This is a genomic window from Flavobacterium pectinovorum (assembly GCF_006438875.1).
Lineage (GTDB): Bacteria > Bacteroidota > Bacteroidia > Flavobacteriales > Flavobacteriaceae > Flavobacterium > Flavobacterium pectinovorum_A.
Window position 1 is genome coordinate 274,185 of the sequence record NZ_RCZH01000005.1, and the last position, 20,443, is coordinate 294,627.

At 32.4% G+C, this 20,443-nt stretch carries 23 protein-coding genes; 4 read left to right on the forward strand and 19 right to left on the reverse strand.

Going from position 1 to position 20,443, the window contains the following annotated elements; genetic code table 11:
* Positions 1–127: 127 nt before the first annotated feature.
* The 11 genes from EAH81_RS09415 to EAH81_RS09465 form a co-directional block, all read right to left on the reverse strand.
* A complete protein-coding gene (locus EAH81_RS09415; protein ID WP_140506250.1) occupies positions 128–472 on the reverse strand; it encodes a hypothetical protein in 345 nt (114 codons plus the stop codon).
* A 23-nt stretch (positions 473–495) separates the two neighbouring features.
* Positions 496–876 (reverse strand): hypothetical protein, encoded by a 381-nt coding sequence (locus EAH81_RS09420; protein WP_140506252.1) that lies wholly within the window; start codon positions 874–876, stop codon positions 496–498.
* Positions 877–910: 34 nt separating this feature from the next.
* Complete coding sequence (locus tag EAH81_RS09425) at positions 911–1,195, reverse strand: YtxH domain-containing protein (RefSeq protein WP_140506254.1); 285 nt, start codon at positions 1,193–1,195, stop codon at positions 911–913.
* A 50-nt stretch (positions 1,196–1,245) separates the two neighbouring features.
* Entirely contained in the window at positions 1,246–1,398 is a 153-nt protein-coding gene (locus tag EAH81_RS09430; RefSeq protein ID WP_121326023.1) for a lmo0937 family membrane protein, read from the reverse strand.
* A 37-nt stretch (positions 1,399–1,435) separates the two neighbouring features.
* Positions 1,436–2,077 (reverse strand): porin family protein, encoded by a 642-nt coding sequence (locus tag EAH81_RS09435; RefSeq protein WP_140506256.1) that lies wholly within the window; start codon positions 2,075–2,077, stop codon positions 1,436–1,438.
* 37 nt (positions 2,078–2,114) lie between these two features.
* Entirely contained in the window at positions 2,115–2,684 is a 570-nt protein-coding gene (locus tag EAH81_RS09440) for a DUF4142 domain-containing protein (RefSeq protein ID WP_140506258.1), read from the reverse strand.
* 133 nt (positions 2,685–2,817) lie between these two features.
* Positions 2,818–4,602, reverse strand: coding sequence for a CHASE3 domain-containing protein (locus tag EAH81_RS09445; RefSeq protein ID WP_140506260.1), 1,785 nt, complete (start codon positions 4,600–4,602; stop codon positions 2,818–2,820).
* Between the two features lie 10 nt (positions 4,603–4,612).
* Positions 4,613–5,062, reverse strand: coding sequence for a response regulator (locus tag EAH81_RS09450; protein ID WP_140506262.1), 450 nt, complete (start codon positions 5,060–5,062; stop codon positions 4,613–4,615).
* A 21-nt stretch (positions 5,063–5,083) separates the two neighbouring features.
* Complete coding sequence (locus tag EAH81_RS09455) at positions 5,084–5,635, reverse strand: helix-turn-helix domain-containing protein (protein ID WP_089353301.1); 552 nt, start codon at positions 5,633–5,635, stop codon at positions 5,084–5,086.
* A 158-nt stretch (positions 5,636–5,793) separates the two neighbouring features.
* Positions 5,794–5,979: a CsbD family protein gene (locus tag EAH81_RS09460; protein WP_068843283.1), complete on the reverse strand. Its 186-nt coding sequence runs from the start codon at positions 5,977–5,979 to the stop codon at positions 5,794–5,796.
* 105 nt (positions 5,980–6,084) lie between these two features.
* Positions 6,085–6,558, reverse strand: a complete 474-nt coding sequence (locus EAH81_RS09465; RefSeq protein ID WP_140506263.1) for a Dps family protein — start codon at positions 6,556–6,558, stop codon at positions 6,085–6,087.
* 162 nt (positions 6,559–6,720) lie between these two features.
* On the opposite strand from EAH81_RS09465, the gene EAH81_RS09470 reads away from it, so the two are divergent.
* The 4 genes from EAH81_RS09470 (at position 6,721) to EAH81_RS09485 (ending at position 13,218) form a co-directional block, all read left to right on the forward strand.
* Complete coding sequence (locus EAH81_RS09470; RefSeq protein ID WP_140506265.1) at positions 6,721–8,904, forward strand: DUF5723 family protein; 2,184 nt, start codon at positions 6,721–6,723, stop codon at positions 8,902–8,904.
* A 114-nt stretch (positions 8,905–9,018) separates the two neighbouring features.
* The gene (gene pyrF / locus EAH81_RS09475; RefSeq protein ID WP_140506266.1) at positions 9,019–9,846 is read left to right on the forward strand and encodes an orotidine-5'-phosphate decarboxylase; all 828 of its coding nucleotides are present in this window, start codon (positions 9,019–9,021) and stop codon (positions 9,844–9,846) included.
* Between the two features lie 268 nt (positions 9,847–10,114).
* Positions 10,115–10,915: an ABC transporter substrate-binding protein gene (locus EAH81_RS09480; protein ID WP_140506268.1), complete on the forward strand. Its 801-nt coding sequence runs from the start codon at positions 10,115–10,117 to the stop codon at positions 10,913–10,915.
* An 809-nt stretch (positions 10,916–11,724) separates the two neighbouring features.
* Positions 11,725–13,218 (forward strand): catalase, encoded by a 1,494-nt coding sequence (locus EAH81_RS09485; protein WP_140506270.1) that lies wholly within the window; start codon positions 11,725–11,727, stop codon positions 13,216–13,218.
* Between the two features lie 404 nt (positions 13,219–13,622).
* Here the strand turns inward: EAH81_RS09485 and purU are convergent, their stop codons facing one another.
* The 8 genes from purU to EAH81_RS09525 all read right to left on the reverse strand — a co-directional run bounded on the left by purU (position 13,623) and on the right by EAH81_RS09525 (position 20,289).
* Positions 13,623–14,477: a formyltetrahydrofolate deformylase gene (gene purU / locus EAH81_RS09490; RefSeq protein WP_140506272.1), complete on the reverse strand. Its 855-nt coding sequence runs from the start codon at positions 14,475–14,477 to the stop codon at positions 13,623–13,625.
* Positions 14,478–14,583: 106 nt separating this feature from the next.
* A complete protein-coding gene (locus EAH81_RS09495; RefSeq protein ID WP_140506274.1) occupies positions 14,584–15,303 on the reverse strand; it encodes a DUF4197 domain-containing protein in 720 nt (239 codons plus the stop codon).
* Positions 15,304–15,776: 473 nt separating this feature from the next.
* Entirely contained in the window at positions 15,777–16,337 is a 561-nt protein-coding gene (locus EAH81_RS09500; RefSeq protein WP_140506276.1) for a hypothetical protein, read from the reverse strand.
* A gap of 20 nt (positions 16,338–16,357) precedes the next feature.
* On the reverse strand, positions 16,358–16,789 hold the full coding sequence (locus tag EAH81_RS09505) for a hypothetical protein (protein ID WP_140506278.1): 432 nt from the start codon (positions 16,787–16,789) through the stop codon (positions 16,358–16,360).
* A gap of 5 nt (positions 16,790–16,794) precedes the next feature.
* The gene (locus EAH81_RS09510; RefSeq protein WP_140506280.1) at positions 16,795–17,214 is read right to left on the reverse strand and encodes a cytochrome c oxidase assembly factor Coa1 family protein; all 420 of its coding nucleotides are present in this window, start codon (positions 17,212–17,214) and stop codon (positions 16,795–16,797) included.
* A 95-nt stretch (positions 17,215–17,309) separates the two neighbouring features.
* Entirely contained in the window at positions 17,310–17,957 is a 648-nt protein-coding gene (locus EAH81_RS09515) for a hypothetical protein (RefSeq protein WP_140506282.1), read from the reverse strand.
* 208 nt (positions 17,958–18,165) lie between these two features.
* Positions 18,166–18,507 (reverse strand): hypothetical protein, encoded by a 342-nt coding sequence (locus EAH81_RS09520; RefSeq protein ID WP_140506284.1) that lies wholly within the window; start codon positions 18,505–18,507, stop codon positions 18,166–18,168.
* A gap of 210 nt (positions 18,508–18,717) precedes the next feature.
* Positions 18,718–20,289, reverse strand: a complete 1,572-nt coding sequence (locus EAH81_RS09525) for a murein L,D-transpeptidase (RefSeq protein ID WP_140506286.1) — start codon at positions 20,287–20,289, stop codon at positions 18,718–18,720.
* Between the last annotated feature and the right edge of the window lie 154 nt (positions 20,290–20,443).

Sequence of the window (20,443 nt, forward strand, 5' to 3'; positions counted from 1 at the left end):
GTGTGAATTCAAAACATTTATATAGATTAGAGTACATGTACACACTGTTCTTTAATACTATTTCGGTTAACTTTTCCATAATACATAAAATTTAGTTCGACAATTACTCTATTGATGATTCTTGATATTATGATTCCTCTTTTGAGGATTCATGAGGTTTTGAAACTAAATTGGTCACGACAAGCTGTAACAGCGATCCAAAGATATTCTTGAATGTCGAAGTGGTTTTGCCTACAACAAATCTTTTTGCGAGATAACCAATTCCGATGCTAATAGCAGATTGTGCCAAATTGCTTTTAAAGCCCACAGTTTCGTTAACTTCTTCGACCGTGTTTCTAATGAGATTCAGAGGTTTTAAATTCTCTTTGATTTCATCGATTTCGTCTTTAATAGCGCACCATTCGGCATCCTGTCGGATTTCCAGTTCTTCAATCATCTGATGTAAAGAATCAATAGTGTAAATAGTTTCCATAACAGTCTTTTTTAGATTATTAATTAATTTGCATCAGTTTTGATATCTTTTTTAGTTTCTTTCAAAATACTGGTAATAATCATATTGCCAATAGGGGTTTTAATCAGTTTGTGCTGCGTTTTGTGCATCACAATGGCAACAATTAAATAAAATAGCGCCACAATAAAAAAACCGTAATAATACTCTCCAAGTTCTTTTCCAACCCATAAACTAATCCCAATATTCAGGAATAAGGTAAAAAATGCAACAACAGCACCAACTGCAATCTTAGATGTCAATGTCGATAAAACATCGGCTGATGTTGATACCGTTTTGAGTTTAATTAATTCTAAACTCGTTTTGGTATAATTTTCTGCTTTCTCATAAAGATTTAAGTTCTCGTTTGTTGTTGCATTTGATTCCATAATAGAGGGTATTTATGATTTAAAAATTTCACTTTTAGTAGTTCGTTTTTACAGTCTTTGCTTCATCTTTAATAGTATTGAAGTCCTCTTTTGCCTGATTGAATTTTGCTTTTCCTTCTTCGATAATGTCTTTACCGTTTGAAGAAATCGTGCTTACAATTCCGTCAAATTTTGCTTTTGCTTTATCTCCGTAATCTTTTGATTTATCTGAGATTTTTTTTCTTGTATTTGACCCTTTGTCCGGTGCAAATAAAACTCCTAAAAATGCTCCTGCAGCTGCAGCTCCTAAAATTCCTAAAATGGTGTTACTCGTTTTCATAATATTTGATTTTAATAGATTAATATAATTATTTAATAGTTTGTTGATTTTTAAATTTCGCGACCTTTAATAAGTCTGAACAGTACTGCAATAATTGCAATAACAAGCAGTATATGAATAATACTTCCGAGGCTGTAAACAAAGAATCCTAAAGCCCACAGAATAACCAGTATTACTGCGATTGTATATAGTAAATTAGACATGGTTTCTATATTTATGGTTAATAATTAATCTTTGTTTTTAATTTAACTTATACGAAAGATATAAAGTCAAATTGCTGTTTTTTGCATCTGGAAAAGTATACGTTGTTCCGGCAACAGTTCTTTCTTTTCCAACAGTTGTTAATCCGTAATTGTAACGTAAACCAATACTTATTGGGTTAAAATCTACTCCAACACCTGCTGCTAAACCAGCATCGAATTTGTTTAAATCATCAGTATTAATTTCCTGATCGAAGTTAAAATCCCCGTCACCGGTTACTTTAGAACTTACCAGATAAGAAGCATAACCACCCGCGTGAACGTTGAAATTTTTGGTAATATTTACTCTCACTAACAAAGGAACTTCTATATAATTCAATTTAAATTTTGAATTTCCGCTTACAAGAGCGTTGTTGTAATCTAATTCAGCACCTTTGGTAGTGAACAAAATCTCCGGCTGAATGGCAATAAAATCTGAGATTGGTAATGTGGCATAAACCCCGGCATTGAATCCGTATAATACATTATTGTCATCAGCTTTACTTTGATAAAGGTTAGACATATTGAATCCCCCTTTTACACCAAATTCGGTGTTAACATTATTGTCCTGAGCGTGCAGCATTCCAAACGAAGCTGTTAAAAAAAGGGTTAAGGCGCATAAAAAATTTGATTGCATTTTCATAGTTAAAAAATTTAGTTAATAATTATTGTATAGGCGTTTAGATATATTCTTTGTTGATTCGCTCCGTTTCTCTTAAGAGCTCATATTGTCCAGGTAAATACTGTAAAACTAATTTTAGAATTGTTTTGTCGTTGGTATCTTTCGATATCGATTCAAACAAATCTATTTGTTCGTTTAAGGATTGAGCCATTGAGTTTAAATATGCTTTTTTAAAACCTGCATCTGTTACATCAATCAGATCATAAAGATCTCTTTTGTGTGTTGCATTTATTTCGGTAATAATGATTAGCTTTTTATTGGCTATTTTATTTACTTCCTCTAATAAATTACTTTGATTTAACTCAATCTTTTTGCTTAATTCCTGTACATTAATTTCTGAACTTTTTTGTTGTGCAATTTGACTTTTCGAAATAATGGTTTTACTCACATTTGCCGTAGCTATAAAAAAAAAGGCTTCAATTTCTTCTTTTTCATTTATGTTAAAAGTTTCGTTTTTCAAATTCGTTTCTATTGGATTGCTTTTCTTGCATGATGCTAAACAAACAACGATTATCAATAAAAAAACGGCTTTAAAAATTGCTGCTTTTAAGGGGGGAATTGCTTTCATTATTACTTCTTAAAGTATTACATTACAAAGATGCTAACGAAACCAAGATTTTGCTTTACAGCATAAAAAAGAAACGTTATATAATTCCCATAATGGATTTATATAACGCTTATTATGTAGTTCTTTAAGGGGTTTAATCAGGTAAAAAAACAGTGAAAACAGAACCTTTATTAAGAATACTGTCAGCAATGATATGACCTTTATGGTTGTCTGCGATTTTCTTACAAATTGCAAGGCCAATTCCGGTTCCGGGATAATCTGTTTTAGAATGCAAACGCTGGAACAAAACAAAAATGGTTTCTTTGAATTGCGGGTCAAAACCCATTCCGTTATCTGTAAAAGTTATTTTGTGGAATTTCTTTACATCTTGTTCCAATAAATCCGGATAATCTGCAGAAAGAACTTTTTCGCTTTCAATTGAAATTTCAGGAGTAATATTGGGCTGACTGTATTTTAAGGAATTTCCAATCAAGTTGATGAAAAGCTGTTCGATCTGATAAGGAATCACAGATAATTTAGGCAATTTAGCTGCGGTAATAATGGCTTTCTTTTCGTCAATTATTTCAGTAAGTTCAGCCTCTGCATTTTCGAGTAATTCGTTTAAGTTCGATTTTATAAATTCTTTTTTGGTTGTATTTGTTCTCGAAAACAAAAGTAAATCATCAATTAAGACACGCATTCTTTTGGCCGAAACTTCAATTTTTGCAATATAATCTCTGGCACTTTGCGACATAACTGCTTTATCTGCATCTGAAACTCTCGAGATAAAAGTCTGAATTTTTCTCAGCGGTTCCTGTAAATCATGACTTGCAACATGGTTGAAAGAAGCTAATTCTTTATTGCTTTTTTCAAGTTCTTTATTTCGTTCCTGAAGCTCTATATTAAGCAAATGCTCATCAGTAATATCAAAATTAATTCCGAGTAAAATTTTACTTCCTTGTTGATCTGTTAATAATTTTCCGGTACTTTTAAAATATCGGACTTCATGACTCGGAAGCATTATTTTATAATAAACAAAAGGCAATTGTTTCTTATTAAGAATTCCTTCCATAGATTTAGAAACGGTTTCTTTATCGTCAGGATGAACAAAATCCAGAAAAGTTTCTTTTACAGGAACAAAGGCATTTGGTTCATAGCCTAACAAACGAAATTGGTTATCTGAATAATCTATTTTTTGAGAATCTAAATCCCATTGCCAGGTGCTGAATTTTCCAATAACTTCAGATTCAGCAATAAGTCCATTTGAGATCAAAAGTCTTTTGTTGAAAACTTTCAAACGTTCAAAATCACGGCTAATTTGTCTGTAAGCCAATAAGATAAAGCATAATGCAACCAGAAACAATGAAACAGAGAAAAGTGGGCTTAAAGAGATTTCGGCAGCGTAAATTTTTAATCTTTTGGATAAATAATCTTTTTCGATGTCGTTCATTTCGTCCACCTTAAAACGAATATTTTCCATCAGGATTCGACCGCCAAACATATGATTGTCGAGTTTTCGTTTATCATATGTTTTGGGATCGCTATATTTTAGGCAATTTTCAAAAGAAACAAAACGCTGAATAATCAGCTTAAATAGATTTTGAAGATTTCGCTGCTGTACGGGGTTATCAGCAGTTAGTTTTTTTAGGGTAATAAATGAAGTGTTTACTTTGTCTCGCGAATAAATATAAGGCGTTAAAAAACGGGCATTACGTGTAATTATATACCCACGCTGACCCGTTTCGGCATCCTTAATCGCCGACATTAATCGTTCCAGTTGTATGTTTATTTCATACGTATGCATTACCAACTTACTGGATTCGTTCAAATCCTGATTGTGTTTGTAAGCAATAGAAGATAGAAATAACAAAATGAAAACTGCGATTACAAAAATAACTCTCAATGAGTTTGAAGAATTAAAATTTGGTATCCATTTCATTGGTATTCTATTATTTTAGTCGGAGCAGGAAATTATCACGATTTAACCCAGAGGTATGATAGTGCCAGTTTACAGTCACAACTTCATTAATTATTTTTTTAAGCGTATTAAAATCGCTTGGTTTTTTAATGTAAATATTGGCTCCCTGAATAAAAGTGTCCTCAATATCTTCTTCAGATGATGAAGTAGAATAGATTGCAATAATAATATTTTTAAGGCGCTCCGTTTTTTTTATTTCGATTAAACATTCTTTACCCGTTTTTTTAGGCATGTTCAAATCGAGAAACAAAATATCCGGCAATTTATTATCAGGATTCAGTAAATGATCCATCAACTGCATTCCGTCATGAACAAAGTCTACGTTAGTTTGTATCTTGATTTCTTCAAAAGCATCCTTAAAAAAAAGACGATCATCTTCATCATCATCAGCCAATAAAATGTATAATGCGTTTTTTTGCATTTTAGTATGGTATTTGGGTTTTTATTTTAAATTTTCTCTGCGCTTCTTAATTATTCTCTGAAAAGCCGAAGGTGTTATTCCGGTTGTATTTTTAAACTGTGTACTCAAATGTGCAACACTTGAATAGTTTAGTAAAAAAGCAATTTCGGTCAAACTCATTTCATTAATAATAATCAATTGTTTCGCTCTTTCAATTTTCTGTAAAATGATAAAATTCTCAATAGAAGAATACGTTACCTCCGAAAAAACATTCGATAAATAACCATAACTGTGATTTAGTTTCTCCGCCAGAAAAACAGAACTTTTATAATTGTTGCTGTCATCCATAAAAACCAGCTCAATTATGGCATCTTTTATTTTTTGAACTAAAACGCTTTTTTGATTCTCGACAATCTCAAAACCACAGGGACTTAAATTATTTTTTAAAGTTTCAAGAGCATCTGCATCAAGATTGTCCGCAATCTCGATCTCACCAAATCCTAAACTTGTGAAATTAATATTTTGTTGTTCCAGATTTTGTTTTAGATAAAGAGAGCAAATGGTATTTATGTCGAACTTTATAAATAGCTTCATTTTAAAGAAATTTGGTTAAAGATAATTAATTTATTTGTGGTTACCGCTTTTAATGCCTGCGAGAGTTGCAAAAACATTAAAAAAAATAAATAATATTCTCAAAAAAATACCGTCTAATATGTTTTACTAGACGGTATTTCTGACTGAGTCATAAGGATTTACAAATCTGAAAGGATTTGATGAAATTCTTCTTTTGTTTTTCCCAACTTTTGCTGAAGTCTTCCGTACATTTCGTCTTCTTTTCCTTCAGCAAACATCAAATCATCATCTGTCAGAGTTGCATATTTTTGTTTCAATTTTCCTTTTAACTCATTCCAGTTTCCTTTTATTTCAGTGGTATTCATGATATTTTTTTTTATTATTAATAGAATTGTAAAATTGCAAATTGTTTGCTCCAATTGCGTTACATCAATTCTGCCGAGCGTTGCATAATTCACATTTCGTATTTATTACACTTGATAACGGCGCAAAACCCAAGCCATTTTTTCGTGTTCCTGCAATAATCCTGTTATAAAATCAGCAGAACCAATATCATTGTTTTCGTCTTCAAAAACCGGAATATAATCTCTAAACTCAGTTACTAATTGCTCATGATTTTCTAAAAGTTCCTCCAGCATTTGTTTTTGCGAAGTATATTCTTTAGGAGATTCTTTTAGGGTAGAATTTTCTATAAATTCCTTCATCGTTCCAATTGTTTTTTCTCCAAGCTGACTTATGCGTTCTGCAACTTCATCAATTTGAGCTTCTAAAACCCGGTATTGGTCCTCAAACAATTTATGCAATTCCATAAAGCTATTTCCGGAAATATTCCAATGAAATTTTCTGGTTTTTACATATAGAGTCATTTCATTAGATAAAATCGTGGCTAATATTGCGGTACTTTTTTTTAAGTTTTTTGGCGTTATTCCGATATGTAGACTCATAATTTCCTGATTTAGGGTTCGTTATCAAAATTAAAAGAACACCACTTTCTTTTTCTTACATAATTTGTTAAAGATGTTACATGAATTCAATGTTTTACTAACATATTTCCAAATCTATTATTGTAGTTTTGCCGCCAAACCAAACTAAAAATCCAAATTTTAATGAAAAAACTAGTACTTAGTTTATTACTTATTGCAATTAATTTTTCAGCCAAAGCACAATCTTATATCGGCTATTTTCATGACAATTACGCAGGTGTGCAAAGCGTACTTTTTAATCCGGCTTCAATAGCTGATTCCCGTTTTAAAACAGACATAAATATATTCTCGATAAGCGGTTCTGTCCAAAATGACTTGTACGGAGTTAAACTTTTTGATGTTTATAAAAAAGGGTATGATTTTGAGAAGGAATCTGTAATGACTCCAAAGAATTCAAATAACGGACTTGCCAATTTTGATATTATGGGGCCGTCTTTTATGTTTAATATCGCACCAAAACATACTTTAGCAGTTTTTACAAGAGCCAGATCTGTAAGTAATGCAAGAAACGTAAACGGTTATCTTGTAGATCAGGTAAAAGATGGTTTAGATCAAGCTAACAATTTTAATTTTAATGCCGGAAGTCCAAACGGTGCTTCTAATTCATGGGGAGAATTGGGACTTTCGTATGCTACTGTTTTGTATCAAAATAATCAGCACTTTTTGAAAGGTGGTCTGACAGCAAAGTATTTGCAAGGAGGAGCAAATGGATATGTTCAGGGAAAAAACGTAAATGTAGCTTTTGTTGAAAATAAGTTAGATCCAAAAGCAGGAACATTGGTTTCTAATGGTGAAGTCACAATTGGAGGAAGTCAGGATTGGGAAGCCAATGAAGATTATGATTTTGATATCAATTCAAGCGGTTTTGGATTTGATTTTGGACTTGTTTACGAGTGGAGGCCAGAATATGAAAAGTATGATTTAAGAAATGCTGCGAAAATAGATAATAACTTTCGTGACCTGAACAAATACAAATTGCGTTTTGGATTATCTGTTACAGACATAGGTTCTATCAATTATAAAAATTCTAAAATTGATACCTATAACGTAACTGGTGTTGTAACACAGCAAATGATTGATGATGCAGATAATATATATGATTTTCTAAACGAACATTATACTAAAATTTCGAGCTCAAAAGGAGTAAAGACAAATTTGCCAACCGCAATACACGCTGATGTTGATTGGAATATGTATAGAAAATTCTATTTGAATCTTAACGGAGACATTAGTATGGTAAGCGATACCAAGTTAAACGGAACAAGTATTGCTGACCGTGTAAGTTTGACACCGCGTTACGAAAGCAGATGGTTTAGTTTTTATGTACCAATGACCTGGATGGAATATAGCGGAATGCAGGTAGGATCCGGAATTAGATTGGGAGCTTTCTTTGTAGGTTCAGGTTCTGTTCTTAGTAATTTAGTTTCGAAAGAATCAAAAGGAGCAGATTTTCACGTTGGAATGAAAATTCCGGTTTATGAAAAAAAATTCAAAGATACCGATGGGGACGGAGTTATAGACAAAGAAGATGCTTGTAGAAAAGTAGCCGGACCGGCACAAAATAATGGTTGTCCGTGGCCGGATACTGATGGAGATAAAGTTCTGGATAAAGACGATGCTTGTCCTGATGTTAAGGGACCGGTAGAAAATAAGGGCTGTCCCTGGAAAGATACTGACGGAGATACTCTATTGGATAATGTAGATGCTTGTCCTGCAATTGCTGGTCCGGTAGAAAATAAAGGCTGCCCTTGGCCGGATACTGACGGAGACGGAATTTTGGATAAAGACGATGCTTGCCCTACAGTTGCTGGTTTAGCCGAAAATAAAGGATGTCCGGTTCTGGATGCAGATAAAGACGGCGTGCCTGACAATGTAGATGATTGCCCTTTGATTGCAGGTCCTGCAGATAACAAAGGTTGTCCAAAAGTAACTAAAGCTACTTTGGAAAAATTAAAAGTTGAAGCTAAATCGATCTTTTTTGTAACCGGAAAAGCAACATTAAGCGATGCTAAAAAAGGAGAAACTTCAGGAAGATTAGATGCTATTAAAGAGATCTTGAAAAATTATCCAAATGCTAAATTTGCAATTAATGGACATACAGATAACGTAGGAAACCCAAAAGCAAACCAAAAACTATCAGAAGCAAGAGCAAAAGTAGTTATGGAAGCTTTGATTTCGAAAGGAGTGAATCCGGAGAATTTAACGTCTCAGGGATTTGGAGCATCAAAACCGGTTCAATCTAATAAAACAGCTGCGGGAAGAGCAGAGAACAGAAGAACAGAAATTGTTTATTTAGGTAATTTATAAGCTAAATTGAATATAAAACCAAAAAGCCATTCTTAATTGAATGGCTTTTTTTATTTTTGCATACCTTCTAAAAAGAATTATTTCTAATGGATTAGAAGCGTTAAAAAAACAAGAATGACAACACAACAACTACACGAACAAATCCTTTTAAAAAAATCATTTTTATGCGTTGGATTGGATCCCGATCTAACCAAAATCCCACCTCATTTATTAGAAACCGAAGATCCTATTTTCGAATTTAATAAAGCCATAATCGATGCAACACACGATTTAACGGTTGGATACAAACCAAACACCGCTTTTTTTGAAGCATATGGTATAAAAGGATGGATTTCGCTTCAGAAAACAATCAATTACATCAACGAGAATTTTCCTGAAATGTTTACTATTGCCGATGCAAAGCGCGGTGATATCGGAAATACTTCAAGTATGTATGCAAAAGCTTTTTTTGAAGATCTAAATTTTGATAGTGTTACCGTTGCCCCATATATGGGAAAAGATTCGGTTGAGCCATTTTTAGCTTTCGAAAATAAACATACAATTATGTTGGCATTAACTTCTAACGAAGGTGCTTTTGATTTTCAGACCTTAAACATAAACGGAAAAGAATTATACAAACAAGTTTTGGAAACTTCTAAAACATGGAAAAACAGCCACAATCTAATGTATGTTGTTGGTGCCACAAAAGCCGAATATTTTACGGAAATCAGAAAAATTGTTCCGGACAGTTTCTTGTTAGTTCCCGGAATTGGCGCTCAAGGCGGAAGTTTATCTGAAGTATGCAAATACGGAATGAACGATAAAGTTGGATTATTAGTAAACTCTGCAAGAGCAATTATCTATGCATCTAATGGAACTGATTTTGCCGAAAAAGCAAGAGAAGAAGCCTTAAAAGTACAACAAGAAATGGAAGAAATTCTTAGTTTAAGGTTTCAGGTTTAAAGTTTGCTTTACTTTGAACATAATTTTTTACCGCAGAGTTCGCAAAGTTTTTTCGCAAAGTTTCGCAAAGATTTACGCTCTTTGTGGGTAGTTGTTTTCTATTGAAAAAAGTTTGCAAAGCTATGTGCAAAGCTTTGTGAACTTTGACCACTTATTAGATATCAATAAAAAAACTTTGCGAAACTTTGCGAAAAAACTTTGCGAACTCTGCGGTAAAATCACACAATCCAACAAACTTGCAACAAAGAAAACCTGAAACAAAAAACAAATGAAACAATTTAAAGATCAGCTTGGTACTTTACATTCTTTTGAGACCGCTCCAAAACGCATTATCTCGCTGGTACCGTCGCAAACGGAATTGTTGTATGATTTAGGTTTAGAAGAAAAAATCATCGGAATCACAAAGTTTTGTGTACATCCGTATCATTTCAAATCTACTAAAAAAGTTGTTGGAGGAACTAAGAAAATTCATTTCGAAAAAATAAAATTACTACAGCCTGATATTATCATTTGTAATAAAGAAGAAAACACAGCGGAAATTGTGGAGCAATTAAGTTCTATTTGTCCAGTTTGGGTAACGAATATTATTTCTATCGAAGATAATTTTCAGATGATAACAGATTTCGGACAACTTTTTAATTGCCGGACAGAAGCGCAAAAGTGGAATGATAAATTGACTTTTGCTTTGAGCGATTTCAAAAAATATATTCAGGATATTGAAATTAAAAAAGCTGCTTACTTCATTTGGAAAAATCCTTTTATGGTGGCAGGTGATGATACTTATATAAATGAGTTGTTAAAACTGAATCATTTTGAGAATATCTACGCCAATAAAGGTCGTTATCCGGAAGTTGAACTCAAAAAAATGCGATTAGAAGGCGATCCCGATTTGGTTTTCCTTTCGTCAGAACCGTATCCTTTTAAAGAAGAAGACGCATTTGAGATAGGACGTTTTACGCATCACGCCAAAACAATCTTTGTCGATGGCGAAATGTTCTCCTGGCACGGAAGCCGATTACTAAAGGCTTTTCCGTACTTTAAAATACTACACGAAAGACTGAGAAACTAAAAAGGTAGTTTCAAGTTTTTTTTGTTTCAAGTTTCAAGTTTATTGGATTGTGTATTTTACAGCAAAGCTATTTATTGATAAAGCTTTGCGAACTTTGTGTTTTCTAAACATACAGTTAGAAAAAAAACTTTGCGCACTTTGCGGTAAAAATTTATGTTCAAAGTCAAGTAACTTGAAACTTTAAACAAAGAAAACCTGAAACAAGAACATAAAAAAATGCCGACATCTCTAGGAAGGCGGCATTATTTAACTAACCAAAACCAAAATAATAAATAACCAGTTTATTACATTACAAAGATCCGACTTATATCAATCTTATGGTGTTAAGGTCTTGTTATTACTTTGTTGGATATAAGTTAATGTTTAATTTTTACAAATGTGTTTATATAACCACATATATAAATGAACTTTGATGCTTTGTGGTTAAACCAATGTTCAAAGCCAAACAACCTGAAACCTGAAACTTGAAACAGAGAAAAATCTGAAACCTGAAACAAAAGAAAACCAGAAACAAAAGAGCATAAAAAATGCCGGCATCTCGAAGAAGCCGGCATCATTTAACTAACCAAAACCAAAATAATAAATAACCAGTTTATTACAGTACAAAGATCCGACATATATGAATGTTTAGCTGTTAAGGTTTTGTTATTACTTTGTTGGACATAAGTTAAGATTCGTGAAATACCTTTTCTGAGCTTTCTGCAACGTTAAATAATTTTTGGTTATTAAAATATAATAACAATCAATTTTGTTTATGAATATCGTAAACATAAGTTTGTATATTTGATAAAACATTAAATATCAGCAATATGGAAACAAACAAGAAATTAACAACTGCAACAGGAACTCCTGTTCCAGACAATCAAAACATTCAAACTGCTGGTCCTCGAGGACCTGTTTTATTACAAGATTTTTGGTTTTTAGAAAAAATGGCGCATTTTGATCGTGAAGTTATTCCGGAACGACGAATGCATGCAAAAGGATCTGGTGCTTACGGAACTTTTACGGTTACTCATGACATCACAAAATATACAAGAGCTGATATTTTTTCGGAGATTGGTAAAAAAACAGAGATGTTTGCGCGTTTTTCAACTGTTGCAGGAGAAAGAGGTGCTGCTGATGCCGAGAGAGATATTCGTGGTTTTGCATTGAAATTTTATACAAACGAAGGAAATTGGGATTTGGTAGGAAATAATACTCCCGTTTTCTTTTTTCGTGATCCAATGAAATTCCCTGATTTAAATCATGCTGTAAAACGTGATCCAAAAACCAATTTGAGAAGTGCTGATAACAATTGGGATTTTTGGACTTTATTACCAGAAGCTTTACACCAAATTACCATCGTAATGAGTGATCGCGGAATTCCCAGATCGTACAGACAAATGCACGGATTTGGTAGCCATACGTTTAGTTTCATCAATCATCAAAACGAGAGGCATTATGTGAAATTTCATTTCGTAACGCAACAAGGAATTGATAACCTGTCTGACGAAGAAGCAGCTAAATTAGTTGGAGGAGACAGAGAAAGTCATCAACGTGATTTATTTGATGCTATTGAAGAAGGAAACTTCCCAAAATGGAAAATGTTCGTTCAGATCATGACCGAAGAACAAGCGGAAAATTATCGTTTCCATCCTTTTGATTTAACTAAAGTTTGGTTAAAAGGCGATTATCCGCTAATACCTGTTGGAGAATTCGAATTAAATAAAAATCCTGAAAATTATTTTGCTGAGGTTGAACAGGCTGCTTTTAATCCTGCGCACGTACCTCCGGGAGTTAGTTTTTCACCGGACAAAATGTTACAAGCCCGTTTATTCTCTTATGGAGACGCTCATAGATACCGTTTAGGAGTTAACAATTACCAAATTCCAGTGAACTCTTCAAGATGTCCTTACAATACATTTCACCGAGACGGAGCAATGCGTGTAGATGGAAATAACGGAGGACGCAAACATTATGAGCCAAATAGTTTTGGAGAATGGCAAGAGCAACCTGAATTTAAGGAACCACCATTGAAACTTCATGGAGATGCGTATGCGCACAATTTCAGAGAAGATGACAATGATTATTTTACACAGCCAGGTTTATTATTCCGTTTATTAACAGACGAGAAAAAACAATTGCTGTTCAAAAATACTGCCGGACAAGTAGGAGGGGCACAAAAATTTATTCAAGTACGTCACATTAGAAATTGCTACAAAGCAGATCCGGCATACGGAGAAGGTGTAGCAATTGCATTAGGCCTAACAATGGATGAAGTAAATAATTTTAGTGATCCAAGATTATTAATCGAAGTGAGATAATTTTTTTTAAGTTTCAAAGGCTCAAAGGAACAAAGGTTCAGAGTTCCTATCCCGAAACTTCGGGACAAAGGTTTAAAAAAGCATCTTTGATCTTAAATAGTAAACCCGACAGATTTTAAAAACCTGTCGGGTTTAAATTTTCACATATTAAACCGACTAAAGTCCAGATCAAGCATAAAGATAAAACCAAAGTCTGTCTATAGTTCCGAAGGAACGATTTATATTGTAGAGCTGGACTTCAGTCCAGTTTACATAAAGGAATATATAATATTTCGCCATTTATAAAATGAAAAAAAGGCATAATCTAATAACAAAACCCGACAAGTTTTTAAAATTTGTCGGGTTTTTATTTTATGGATAAAAAGCAAAGACCTTTGAACCTTTGTAACTCTGCCTCTGTGAACCTAAGAAAAAACAACCGTTTTATTACTATAAACCATAGTCTTACGTTCGGCATGTAATTTTATAGCTCTGGCAAGAACAATACGTTCTAAATCGCGTCCTTTCATAATAAAATCATCAATGGAATGTATGTGTGATACACGAGCAATATCCTGTTCGATAATTGGACCTTCGTCTAACTCTTCGGTAACATAATGGCTTGTGGCACCAATAATTTTCACACCACGTTTAAAAGCAGAATGATAGGGCTTTGCACCCGGAAAAGCAGGCAAAAACGAATGATGGATATTGATGATTTTATTCTCGTAAAGCGAAATCAATTTTGGCGTAATAATCTGCATATAACGCGCCAAAACAACAAAATTGATTTGATACTTTTTCAGTAATTCAATTTGTTTGGCTTCACCTTCTTCTTTATTGTCTTTTGTAAATGGCACACATTGAAACGGAATATCAAAACGTTCTGCAATAGATCTCAAATCGTTATGATTACTGATAATCACAGGAATTTCGACATTTAATTCGCCTGCGCTGTAACGTCCTAAAATATCAAAAAGGCAATGATCATATTTAGAAACAAACAATGCCATTTTTGGTTTTTGTTCCTGATTGTACAAATCCCACGACATATTAAATTGCGCTGCAATTGTTTGGTCAAAATCAGTTTTAAAACTTTCAATAGTTATATTATGGTTGGTCAATTCACATTCCAATCGCATAAAAAACACATTTTGTTCCACATCAACATGTTGGTCGATATAGGTAATGTTCCCTTCTACTTTTGCAATAAAAGTAGTTACTGAAGCAATAATCCCTTTTTGGTCTCTGCAGTGAATCAGAATGGTAATTTTTTGCATTTTAGTCTAGATTGGTTTGTTATAGTTCTTTTAATTTTAGCCTCGAATTTCACGAATTAACACGAATTAAATTTGTGAAAATTCGTGAAATTTGTCGCTGAAAAATTTATTTTCCGTCCTGCATAGCAAACACGCTTTTTAATAAAGGCGTTGTTCTTGCACTAATATTATTACGAATATCTTTTTCTTCAACAGAGATCATTTTAAAAACTCCTGCCAAAGCTTGGTTTGTTGTATAATCAGTCAAATCTGGATTTACTTTTTTAACCAACGGAATCGTGTTGTATTTGGTAATAATATTTTTCCAAACCACATCGGCACCAACTTTTTCGAAAGAGCTTTTAATAACCGGATTAAATTTTCCGTATAAAGCTGTTGTAGTGCTATTTTGCAAATAACTGGTTGCGGCGCTATCATTTCCTAAAAGAATATTTTTAGCATCTGTAAACGACATGTTTTTAACCGCTGATACAAAGATTGGGGTAGCTTCTTTAACCGCATCTTCGGCAGCACGATTCAAAACTTTGATACCTTCATCGGCAAGAGATGATAATCCAATTTTGCGCAAAGTAGCGTCTACTTTTTGCAATTCTGCAGGCATTAAAATTTTTACGGCTTCATTTTTATAAAAACCATCAACGGCGGTCAATTTACTCACCTGTTCAGTAATTCCTTTATTTAAAGCTTCTTTTAATCCGGAAGCGATGTCAACTCCGCCAATTCCTGGAAGTTGCGAAGACAATTGTGGTAATTGATTTAGAGTCTGTTGTACCTGAGCACAAGAACTAAGAGAAAATACAAGGGCTAAAATTAAAATCTTTTTCATTAAGTAGGTTTTTATATAAGTTTCAAAAATACTACTTATTCAAAAACAAAGCCACAATTTTATTTTAAGAGCATAAACAATTTGTTTCATAAATAACAATTTGTTTTTTAAAGGTTCTATCCCTAGACTTCAGTATTAAGGTTCTTTTTGGAATGTTATTTTTTTTGGAGCTAATCCCACTATTCGTTGCGATCTTTTGTGGCTCCCTAATAAGCCCAATGTCATTAAGTTAAGGGTGATATAAAAATTACTGAACAGTTTAATTAAGAAAGTAATTAGAAAAATCCGTTTTTTATCAGCGTTTTCGCTTTAGCGAATCAGTAAAATCAGCGTCTAATTTTGACGCGGATAAAAACGGATTTACTTCGTAAAAACGCGGATAAAAACGGATTTACTTTGCAATAATTTTATTTTCTAAAAGCTTAACATAATCACATTGCCCGATTCCGAAACTTCAGGATAGTAGCTTTCTTTCACGGCCAATACATTCTAACATTATAATCCCAATACGTTTTACTGGAAAGATAAGTAGGCTGCATGGCAGAAATTGGTAGATTATTTTGGTCGTACAATTGTACTTGTATTATTTTTTCTGAGGTATCATCTTTTAAATCAATGTTTCCTTCGGCGGCGTCTATTAATTTCTTTTTCTTTAGATACAAATCAGGTTTTTCGATAATAAAGACAATTGCTGCTTCATTATTCGATTCTCTTTCACCTGCTAAATTACCGTTAGCATCAAAAGTTTCAATTCTTTGTAAATAGTCATTATTGTAATAAAATAATTGGAAAGAAATTCCGCCATGCAATACTTGCAACTTCTGATTCATAACACGAAACCGAAGTATTTGCTTTTTTGCATTTGTAAATTCTATTGATCCATTTCCAGTTGCATTAATGTGATTGTATAGAACCTTTGCGGGTTTTGAGAATTGTTTTATTTTGTTGGTATATAAATCATATTTACTTTGAGAATTTGCTGTATTGCAAATGCTCAGAAAAAAGGACAAGGATAAAAGCAATGATGATTTCATAGCTCTTTCTATTATTATAATTAATTTTTTATTTTTCTCCATTGTTGAAAAACACCTTCAAAAAAAGATTTAATTCCTCTTTCGCTACCGTCAATACTAACTTTGAATGTAAAGCCATTTTTTTTTGTAACGAGAATATAGGGGCAATAAGATAATCCTGCCTTATAAATTGTATCAATTTTCACAATATCATTATAATAGGCAAAATTTACATTGTCTTTTTTTGCATTTCGCTTATCTAACCAATAAGTTGCAATTCTTTTGTTAGTATAAAAATTCCCGCAAACATCTTTTTTATATTCGCTATAAAACTGATATATAGTTTCACTGTTATCAAGAAGGTTTAGCTTTTTTATGCGTTGAATATCAACTTGATTTAAAGTCTTGTGATTTTCAATTTTATTACAAGAAATAAACAGTACTAAAATTGTTATGAAAATATATCTGTTCATAAAACTTACTTCTTCAATAAATCAATTTCTTCTTTTGTAGCCTCAATATAAACGGACTTTACGCTGTATTTCCAAGTCCCTCTTTTTTCAGCTACAATAAATATAGTTCCTTTTCCTTTGGAGCCTTTTATAGGAATTTGCAGGTCACAATTTCCAGTATCATTACTTAAGCTAATATTTCCGGATGTCATTCCGTCTGCTTCAATAGGATTTCCGAGTTTTTCAATTATTACCTTGTTATGTTTTACTTCTGTTAAGGTTTCTTTGTAAACATCAGAATCTTTCATCATTGAGGTAACTCCAAAGAAAACTGCGGTTATAAATAAACCTAAAAGGACCAAAAGACTTAAACATCCTGTTGGCACAAACCATTTCCAGTTTCTATCCCACCAACTTTTTCTAACTTCAGTATAATTTTCTTCCATAATTAAAAATGTAATTTCAGATCAGAAAGATACTATTATTCTAGTTAAAATTCGGAAAAAAATGAAAGGGAAAGTTTACTTGAATAGTGTTCTAATTATTTCATATTGGCATAAGTATTTGTGAAAAGGCGTCCTTGTCCTATTGCGATCAAAGTATTGTGAGGATCTTTATAATCATCGGACATAATCGAAGCGAGTTGTAAGTTTTTGATCCCTTTAATATTATTATCCTGAATATCCAGTTCACCTGATAGAATAATTAAGTTTTGATATTTTGCGATATAAGAACCATAATCGAGTTCGCCGTTACTGTGTAGTAAGATCGAGAATTTATCGCCCTGACCGGATATAAAAGAACCTTTTCCTTCCCAGGTTTCATTTTGAGCATCATGGGAATAAATCGTGAAATTTTTGAAATCGACGCTTAAGTTAGTAGTGTTTTGGTTTGATAGCGTGAGAGTGGATGTGCCAAGATTCACGCCTAAATATCCATCATTAAAATTAGAGTTTGTACAACGAAAAGGATCAATATAATAAATACCTTCTACATTAGGAGGAGTATCGCCTTTGTTAATCGTGATTCCAAGTTGATCAATTGCTTTTTGCATGTTGCTGTCAACATAGTAATCATAAAGTTTTTTTTCAGGCGAGTCTGTTTGTTTTTCAGTAGAATCGTTAGAAGAACAAGCTGTTGTGCCAAGAACGATGCATAAAATAAATAATTTAAAGGTGATTGTTTTCATCTTATAGTTGGCTTAGAAGTTAAATAAAAAAAGAATTTAGCCCTATAAAAGAGCTAAATTCAATTTGTAAATATATCTTTTGTTAACTTCCAGATTTACCGGTAAAAGCTTTAAAATTTATAACTTAAGGCAATATTTGGTGAGATGATATTCAGAAAAACCTTTGGGGCAAAAAAGGCAGTTATGCGATAATTATTAAGAAAAAAAATTAGATGTATTGTAGGCAATACAAATTAGGATTGTAAACAGGATTGATTTGATTTAAGTCGGCTAAAATTTTGTGTGTATAATCACGACCGCCAATTGCTAAATAAAATAAAGATTTTGACAGATACATTGGTCTTAGAGGAAAGGTACGCCAACTAAGTAATACATTCTTTAAAAAATGTCTTAATACATACTTGATTTTATTTTCTTCAGGACGAACAAAATAAATCGTTGAACTTTTAACTTTGGTCATTAAATTAGGGAACATTACAAATCTTGCACCTTGTTGGATTAATAAATTTATTTCGAAAAGTGTTAATCCTTCAATATTTTCTGTTTTCATGATAAATTGATTTTTGTATTATAATAGTGGTATAATTATAGTGCAAAGATCAGGTTGTTTTATCGTTATTTTGTTCTGTAAAAGGTTTAAAAGTAATGCTTTAAGGTTTTTTTTAGAAATTAATAAAAGGCAAAAAAAGCTTCTTATACATCAAAATCAAATTATGATTTGAACGATAAGAAGCTTCTCTTATTAATATCCCAATTATTCTTATTTATCTGCTACAACATTTTCATTAGTAAGTACTTTGCTTAAATCGTTGTCTCTGTCATAAACATCGGGAAAGAAACTAACTTCTCCGGATTCATTTACCCATGAAGTAAAATAACAAATATAGATAGGTACTTTGTTTGCCAATTTAAAAGTAGTTTCTTCAGAACCATCCATTGCTTTATTGATTTTGTCTTCTGTCCATTCCGGATAATCTTTTAACATTGCAATTGCTAATTCTTTAGCTTTATTTACATTCACACAACCGTGGCTAAAAGTTCTTTTTTCAAAATCAAATAATGTTTTTGCAGGCGTATCGTGCATATAGATATCATCTGGATTTGGGAAAATAAATTTCACTAAACCTAATGAATTATCTGCGCCCGGTTTTTGTCTCACCTGACCATTTACAATCTCCATATTGTGTTCTGCCAAATAGTTTTTGTCAGCGGCAATTTTTGATTTCAATTCATTGTCAACAATACTTTGTGGAACTGTCCAATAAGGGCTAAAAATAATTTTATCGATATTACCGTTAAAAATTGTTGTTTTGGTCAATGGAGCACCTACAAACACTTTAGAAGTCAATTCGATTTTACCATTTTTTACATAAATCAATTCAAATGACGGTACATTAACCAGGATAAATTCTTTGTCTTTAGAAATTTGTGGCAAAATAGCTTTGCAACGTTCCAGATTAAGCATCAATGTTTTAATTTTTGCATCAATTGGAGTATTCAAATCCTTGATATTATCTTCATTAATGATATAGTTTGGTTTAAGACCGTTTCTCAATTTATATTTCATAACGCCATCCATTAATTCCTGATCATAAACATCACTTTTAGAATCATTTTTCAAATCGCCTATTACAAACAATCTGTTTCTAACTTGTGCAACTGTAATTGATTTTGCGTCTGGTCTGATATCTTTATAAGGAGTTTCTGTTGTGATAGGTTGCCAGTTGTTGTCTTTTTCTATTTTTTGGTATTTTTTTAAAGCACCTTGAAGTTTGTCATATTGATCAGATACAGCCGAAGTATTTTTCTCTAATAAAGTAGGTTTGGTCATTAGAGAATCTAATAAAGTTTCATAAGAAATTGTTGGTTTTCCTGCAATTGCTTGATTAGCATATATAATGTATGCTGCACTCAACAACATATCAGCATCTGTTTTTGAAAGTTTTTCTTTTGAAGTTGTGCTAAAAATCGAATTAATTTCTTCTTTATAAGGAAATTCAATTTGTGCAGATTTGTTATCAGTGTTGTTTATTTTTTTGTACAATAGATTTCCAAAGTCAATTATTTTTCCATTTTTATACCATATAGTTCCATAAGATCTGTTTTTGTATAAAGAGATCACATCATTTTGGTATTTTTTTAAATCAGAGTATCTTCTAAAAAAATCATTTAATACTTCTGTGTCAACTACATCGTCATTTTTATCCGTAGCATTCATGTAAACGTCAGCAGAAGTTTTTGTTGTATTTACATCATTTTTCTCAAGGTTATTAAAAGATGAAGTAAAGAAACCTGCGACTAAAATTAGGGTGATTGAATATAATGTTTTCATTTTATTTTAAATTTTTACGTTATTGTTCGTTAGGAAGTTTTTGGTAAAAATTTGGGGCTTTTCTACACTGCTAAATTAATGTATGATGTTGCTAAACAAGTTGTTATATTTAGTTTTAATGTTGCGAAATTGCCATGTTTGGATGGCTTATATA